Genomic DNA, 5931 nt, shown 5'->3' with positions numbered 1-5931 from the left:
GACATCGACATCCTTGCCGAGATCTAGCCGCACCTGCTCACCGCGGGTAAAATGGTCGCCCTCGACCCGCTGCACCGTCACCGGGAAGGCGTGGGCGAAGAGGCGGTCATCCTCGTCGAGCGTCAGGCTCTCGACGTGATATTCGTAGATCGTGTGCCCGCGGGCCTGCGCGGCGAGCATCAGCGCGAAGGAGCTGTCACCGGCGATCTTGATGCTGTCGATGGGGTCCATCTGGACCGCGATGCGCAAATTCATAGGGAACTCCGAGGGGTCAGCCGAAGGGCATCCAGGCGTTTTCGATGTGGGTGGGCTTGCGGCCGGGCGCAACTAGGATGACGTCGATACGGATGTCCTCGCCCCCTGTCGCATAGTCCTGCCACACGATCTCGACCGCGTTGGCGACGCGCGCAAGCCGGCGTTCGTCGATGGCATCGGCGAGTGCGGCGGCGCGGGCGCGCCACTTGACCTCGACGAAGGCGACAAGGCCGGGTTTGCGGGCGATGAGGTCGATCTCGCCCGCCTTGGTCTTGACGCGCTCAGCGACGATCTGCCAGCCAGCTTGCGCGAGCCACATCGCGGCTTGCGCCTCGCCCTCCCGCCCGCGGCTGTCGGCCTCGTGGCGCTGTTCGGGGGTACGCCGGGATGTCATGCGCCCTTCAACTCCAGCGCGCGGGCATAGAGCGTGGCGCGGTCGATCCCGGTCGCCTTGGCCACCAGGCCCGCAGCCCTGCCCGGCCCCGCCTCTTCGAGCGCCGCGCGCAGCAGGGCGTCGGTATCGAGGACCGGGGCCTCGCTCTGAGAAGGCGGGCCGATCAGCAGCACAATCTCGCCCTTGGGCGGGTGCGCGGCGTAGTGGGCGGCCAGCACGGCCGCTGTGCCGGTGCGGCATTCCTCGTGCAGCTTGGTCAGCTCGCGCGCCACCGCCACCTCGCGCTCGGGCCACATCTCGGCAATCGCCAGCAGCGACTTCTCGAGCCTGGGGGCGGTTTCATAGAACACGAGACTGGCGGCGACCCCCGCCAGTTCCTCGAGAGTCTGGGCCCGCGCCTTGTCCTTTACGGGCAGGAAGCCTGCAAACAGGAAGCGGTCGCTCGGCAGGCCAGCGATGGCGAGCGCCGAGACAGCGGCGCAAGCCCCGGGAATGCTGGTCACCATGACACCCGCCGCGCGCGCCTCGCGCACCAGTCGGTAGCCGGGGTCGGAAATAAGGGGCGTGCCTGCATCCGACACCAGCACGACCGGCGCCTGCCTCGCCTCGTCGATCACCCGAGCGCGGGTCTCGGGCCCGGCGTGGTCGTCGAGGCGCTGGAGTCGCGCCTTGATGCCGTAATGTTTCAGGAGCTTGCCGGTGACCCGCGTGTCCTCGCAAGCGATCAGGCTGGCGCCTTGGAGAACGGCGAGCGCGCGCAGGGTAATGTCGCCAAGATTGCCAATCGGGGTGGCAAGGATATACAGCCCGCTTACGGGTTCCCACGCGGGAAGGGATGGCAGCGCCTCGGGTCTCACGGGTTGAGTCCATGGCGCACGACTGAGGGGTCGGCAAGAATGAAGCTTTGGACAGGGCCGAATTGGGCCGGAACGTTTGCTGCCGCAGCGCGGGCCTTGCGTGGCCGCAACCTCGCAGTCGCGGGCGCCGCGTTGCTGGCGAGCGCCTGTGCGGTCGTGCCCAAGACCGAGGTTGTCACCGCCCCGCCGCCCGCACCCGCGCCCGAGCCTTCTGCGACCGCGCTCCCCACCGACACCGGCCGCCACCGCATCGCCCTGCTCGTGCCGCTGACCGGCGACACAGCGCCGGTCGGGCAGGCGATCGCCAATGCCACCACCATGGCACTGCTCGATACCGGCGCGGACAATCTGCGCATCACCACCTATGACACCTCCGAAGGCATCACCACCGCGGCGAGGAAGGCGATTGCCGACGGCAACAGGCTGATCCTCGGGCCGCTCACCGCCGATGCCGTCCCGCAGGTGCAGGCCGCCGCGCGCCCGGCCGGGGTGCCGGTGATCGCCTTCGCCAACGACGCGAGCGTCGCGGCCGCTGACGTCTTCGTGATCGGCCACCTGCCCGAACAATCGATCCGCCGCTCGGTCCAGTTCGCGCGCAGCCGCGGTGCGGCGCGCTTCGCGGTGCTCGCGCCCGAGGGCGACTATGGCACCCGCGCGGTCTTCTCGCTCGAGAACGCACTGCGCGATTACGGCGGCTCGCTGGTGCGCAAGGAGGGCTATGCGCGCGGCAACACCTCGATCGTCAGCGCGGCCGCCCGGCTGCGTGCGGCGGGCGGCTACGACACCGTACTGATCGCGGATTCTGCGCGGCTCGGGGTCGATGCGGCGGGTGAACTCAACAAGTCCGCCCGCAGCCGCACCCGCATTCTCGGCACCGAGCTGTGGAGCGGCGAGGCGGCGCTGGCCCGCACCCCTGCTCTGGAGGGCGCGATGTTCTCGGCGGTGTCCGACCAGCGCTTCCGTCGCTTTGCCGAAAGCTACGCCTCGCGCTTCGGCGGCCAGCCCTTCCGCGTGGCGACGCTGGGCTATGACGCGGTGCTGCTGACCTTGCGCGTCGCGCGTGACTGGAAGGTCGGCACGCCCTTCCCGCGCGAGCAGCTTTACGACAAGGGCGGCTTCCTCGGGGTCGACGGCGCCTTCCGCTTCGCCCGCAACGGGGTGGTCGAACGCGCGCTCGAAGTGCGCGAGGTCAAGGGCGGCGACGTCGTGGCGGTCGATCCGGCCCCGGCCGGCTTCGGCAAGTGAGTATAATCGCGGGGGATGGCTTGAGGCGCGCGGGCGCGGCCCTATAACCGTTGGCATGTCCGAGCCCACCCCCGACGACCTCTTCGCCAACACTCCAACCTCAAGCGGCGATTACAACGCCAGCGCCATTGAGGTGCTCGAGGGTCTCGAACCGGTCCGCCGCCGCCCGGGCATGTATATCGGCGGCACAGATGATCGCGCCTATCACCACCTCGCCGCCGAAGTGCTCGACAATGCGATGGACGAGGCGGTGGCGGGGCATGCGACGCGGATCGAGATGCGGCTTGACGAGGGCAACCGCCTGAGCATCGCCGACAACGGCCGCGGCATCCCGGTCGATGAGCACCCCAAGTTCCCGGGCAAATCAACGCTCGAGGTGATCCTCTCCACCCTCCACTCGGGCGGCAAGTTCTCCGGCAAGGCCTATGCCACCAGCGGGGGCCTGCACGGCGTCGGCATCAGCGTGGTCAATGCGCTGTCGGTCCACACCCGCGTCGAGGTCGCGCGCGACAAGCAGCTTTACGCGCAGGAATTCGCGCGCGGGGTGACGCAAGGCGCAATCCAGAACCTCGGGCCCACGCCCAACCGGCGCGGCACGACGGTCAGCTTCGTGCCCGATCCGGAGATCTTCGGCGAGCGCAGCTTCAACCCCAAGCGCTTGTTCAAGCTGGCGCGGTCGAAGGCCTATCTGTTCGCCGGGGTCGAGATCCGCTGGAAATGCGCTCCCTCGCTCGCCAGCGAAGAAGTCCCGGCCGAGGCGGTGTTCAAGTTCCCCGGAGGCCTCGCCGATCACCTCGCCGAACAGGTGGGCACGCGCGAATGCGTCACCGCGCAGCCCTTCACCGGCTTGCAGGACTTTCCATTGGTGGACGGCATCGGACAAGGCCGCGCCGAGTGGGCGATCGCCTGGCCGCTCTATTCGGACGGAGCGACGAGCTGGTATTGCAACACCGTTCCCACGCCCGATGGCGGCACCCACGAACAGGGGTTGCGCACCGCGCTGACCCGCGGCCTCAGGGCATTCGGCGAACTGGTCGGCCAGAAGAAGGCCAAGGACATCACCGCCGATGACGTGATGACCGGGGCCGAAGTGATGCTTTCGGTGTTCATCCGCGATCCGCAGTTCCAGTCGCAAACCAAGGACCGCCTCACCTCGCCCGAGGCCGCGCGTCTGGTCGAGAACGCGATGCGCGATCACTTCGACCACTTCCTCACCGACAATATGGAGCGTGGGCGCGCGCTGCTCGGCGAGGTGATGGAGCGCATGGACGAGCGCCTCAAGCGAAAGCAGGAGCGCGAGATCAAGCGCAAGACCGCGACCAATGCCAAGAAGCTGCGCCTGCCGGGCAAGCTTACCGATTGTTCTGGCGAAGGCGGGCGCGAGACCGAGTTGTTCATCGTCGAAGGCGATTCTGCGGGCGGCAGTGCCAAGCAGGCGCGCGACCGCAAGAGCCAGGCGATCCTGCCGATCCGCGGCAAGATCCTCAACGTCGCCTCGGCGACCGCCGACAAGATCCGCGCCAACAGCGAAATCGCCGATCTCGCGCTGGCGCTCGGCTGCGGCACCCGCAAGGACTGCAACGCCGACAGCTTGCGCTATGACCGCATCATCATCATGACCGACGCCGACGTCGACGGGGCGCATATCGCGACGCTGCTGATGACGTTCTTTTTCCAGGAAATGCCCGACATCGTGAAGCGCGGACACCTGTTCCTCGCCCAGCCCCCGCTCTACCGGCTGACTGCGGGCAAAGAGAGCCGCTACGCCCGTGACGACGCACACCGAGCCGAGCTGGAAGCGACCGTGTTCAAGGGCAAGAAGGTCGAGGTGAGCCGCTTCAAGGGCCTTGGCGAGATGAACCCGCAGCAATTGCGCGAAACCACCATGGCGCCCGAGACCCGCGGGCTGATCCGCATCACCCTGCCGCAGGAATTCGAGGACCGCGCAGGGGTGGCGCGGCTCGTCGACGAGCTGATGGGCCGCAACCCCGAGCACCGCTTCAACTTCATCCAGAACCGCGCGAGCGACGTCGACCGCGACCTGATCGATGCGTGACGTCGAGGGCGAGGGCGAGGCGGCGGACATCATGGCCGGCGATCGCCGCATCGCCCGCGCCGATTCAGCGCTGCCGGACTCGATCATCCCCGATGCGGCCTACCGTCCGGTGCCGATCGCATGGTTCACGGCGGCGTTCCTGCTCCAGATGGTCATGCTGACCTTCCTGTTCGTCGTCCTCCTCGCCAAGCCGGCATGGGTCACGATCGCGCTCGCCGCCACGGCAACGGGGGTGCTCGGCGCGTGGACCTGGGACCGGGGGATGAAGGCGGCGGGCACCGGGTGGCAGATCGCGACTGCAACGATGCTGGCGCTGCAACTCGGGCTCGTCTGCCTCGGTGCTGCGGCGCGGGGTTAGACCGCCTCGGCGCGGACCCGCCGGAACACCAGCACGAATAGCGCGGCGAGCAGCAGCGGCATGATTGGCACGCCGAGATTGATCGCCAGCGGCCGGGCAAAGGCCGCGCCTGCGAAGACCGCGGCGATGGTGATGCGCTCCCAATCGGCAAAGCCCCCATCCCGCGCCCGGGCAAACAGGAAGGCGAGCGGGAAGGCGGTCAGCACCAAGTCGTAATCGAGCACGAAGGGCGTCGCGAGCGGGGCCCCTGCCAGCACCAGCGCGGCGAGCCCCGGCGTGAAAGCGCGCCGCCAGGTCGCCATGACCACCGCCGCCGCAAGCGCCAGCGAGACCGCAGCCTGCACCGCCATCGCCGCCGCAGCCGGCACGCCGACAAGGCTGAGCCCGGCGAAGACGCTCACCATCTTGGCAAAGCCGATATTGCCGTCCGCTGTTGCCGCCCCTGCGGTGCGGGTGATCGCGAGCCAGTCGGCCCAGACCTGCGGGCCGAACGCCGCCGTCGCCAGCGCAGCGAGCGCCAGCGCTGCCGCGCAAGCGCCTGCGATGGTGCGCCACTGCCCGCTCGCGAACAGCGCGAGGGGGACGAGCAGGCCGAACTGCGGCTTGATCGTGGCTAGTCCGATCAGCACCCCCGCCAGCCACGGACGGCGCTCCACCAGCAGCAGCCCGCCGCCAAGCAGCGCCGCAACCAAAAAGGATGTCTGCCCGTGGGTTAGCGTCACGAACACCGGAGGGAAGGCGGCGATTAGCACCAGCGCGGGGCCTT

The 5931-nt window shown here is 68.8% G+C and carries 6 protein-coding genes and 1 pseudogene; 3 read left to right on the top strand and 4 right to left on the bottom strand.

All coding sequences use genetic code 11. The features are described from left to right. The 3 genes and pseudogenes from NBV68_RS16995 to rsmI form a co-directional block, all read right to left on the bottom strand. A pseudogene (locus NBV68_RS16995) lies at positions 1 to 255 on the bottom strand (glutathione synthase); the annotation flags it as partial. Positions 256 to 271: 16 nt separating this feature from the next. Then, positions 272 to 649, bottom strand: a complete 378-nt coding sequence (locus tag NBV68_RS16990) for a YraN family protein (RefSeq protein ID WP_296312102.1) — start codon at positions 647 to 649, stop codon at positions 272 to 274. After that, a complete protein-coding gene (gene rsmI / locus NBV68_RS16985) occupies positions 646 to 1506 on the bottom strand; it encodes a 16S rRNA (cytidine(1402)-2'-O)-methyltransferase (RefSeq protein ID WP_296312101.1) in 861 nt (286 codons plus the stop codon). Before rsmI ends, NBV68_RS16990 begins: the two co-directional genes overlap by 4 nt. Positions 1507 to 1545: 39 nt before the next feature. Here rsmI and NBV68_RS16980 point away from each other — a divergent pair, with 39 nt between their 5' ends. Genes NBV68_RS16980 through NBV68_RS16970 form a run of 3 tightly spaced genes read left to right on the top strand, consistent with a single transcriptional unit; the run spans position 1546 to position 5165 of the window. Further along, a complete protein-coding gene (locus NBV68_RS16980) occupies positions 1546 to 2751 on the top strand; it encodes a penicillin-binding protein activator (RefSeq protein ID WP_296312098.1) in 1206 nt (401 codons plus the stop codon). Positions 2752 to 2806: 55 nt separating this feature from the next. Beyond that, entirely contained in the window at positions 2807 to 4807 is a 2001-nt protein-coding gene (gene parE / locus NBV68_RS16975; protein ID WP_296312097.1) for a DNA topoisomerase IV subunit B, read from the top strand. Further along, on the top strand, positions 4800 to 5165 hold the full coding sequence (locus tag NBV68_RS16970; RefSeq protein ID WP_296312095.1) for a hypothetical protein: 366 nt from the start codon (positions 4800 to 4802) through the stop codon (positions 5163 to 5165). The genes parE and NBV68_RS16970 overlap by 8 nt, the downstream gene beginning before the upstream one ends. Here NBV68_RS16970 and NBV68_RS16965 read toward each other — a convergent pair. Continuing rightward, a partial coding sequence (locus NBV68_RS16965; RefSeq protein ID WP_296312094.1) for a glycosyltransferase family 87 protein occupies positions 5162 to 5931 on the bottom strand: 770 nt, incomplete at its 5' end. The two genes, NBV68_RS16970 and NBV68_RS16965, sit on opposite strands and share 4 nt — an antisense overlap.

Source organism: Erythrobacter sp., assembly GCF_023653175.1.
Lineage (GTDB): Bacteria > Pseudomonadota > Alphaproteobacteria > Sphingomonadales > Sphingomonadaceae > Erythrobacter.
The sequence above is the reverse complement of the archived record's forward strand: the minus strand, read 5'-3'. Positions and strand labels throughout refer to the sequence as shown.

Excerpts from the sequence above, each read along its gene's own strand:
- NBV68_RS16990 (WP_296312102.1), bottom strand. The coding sequence starts at position 649 with ATGACATCCCGGCGTACCCCCGAACAGCGCCACGAGGCCGACAGCCGC.
- NBV68_RS16980 (WP_296312098.1), top strand. The coding sequence starts at position 1,546 with ATGAAGCTTTGGACAGGGCCGAATTGGGCCGGAACGTTTGCTGCCGCA.
- parE (WP_296312097.1), top strand. The coding sequence starts at position 2,807 with ATGTCCGAGCCCACCCCCGACGACCTCTTCGCCAACACTCCAACCTCA.
- NBV68_RS16970 (WP_296312095.1), top strand. The coding sequence starts at position 4,800 with ATGCGTGACGTCGAGGGCGAGGGCGAGGCGGCGGACATCATGGCCGGC.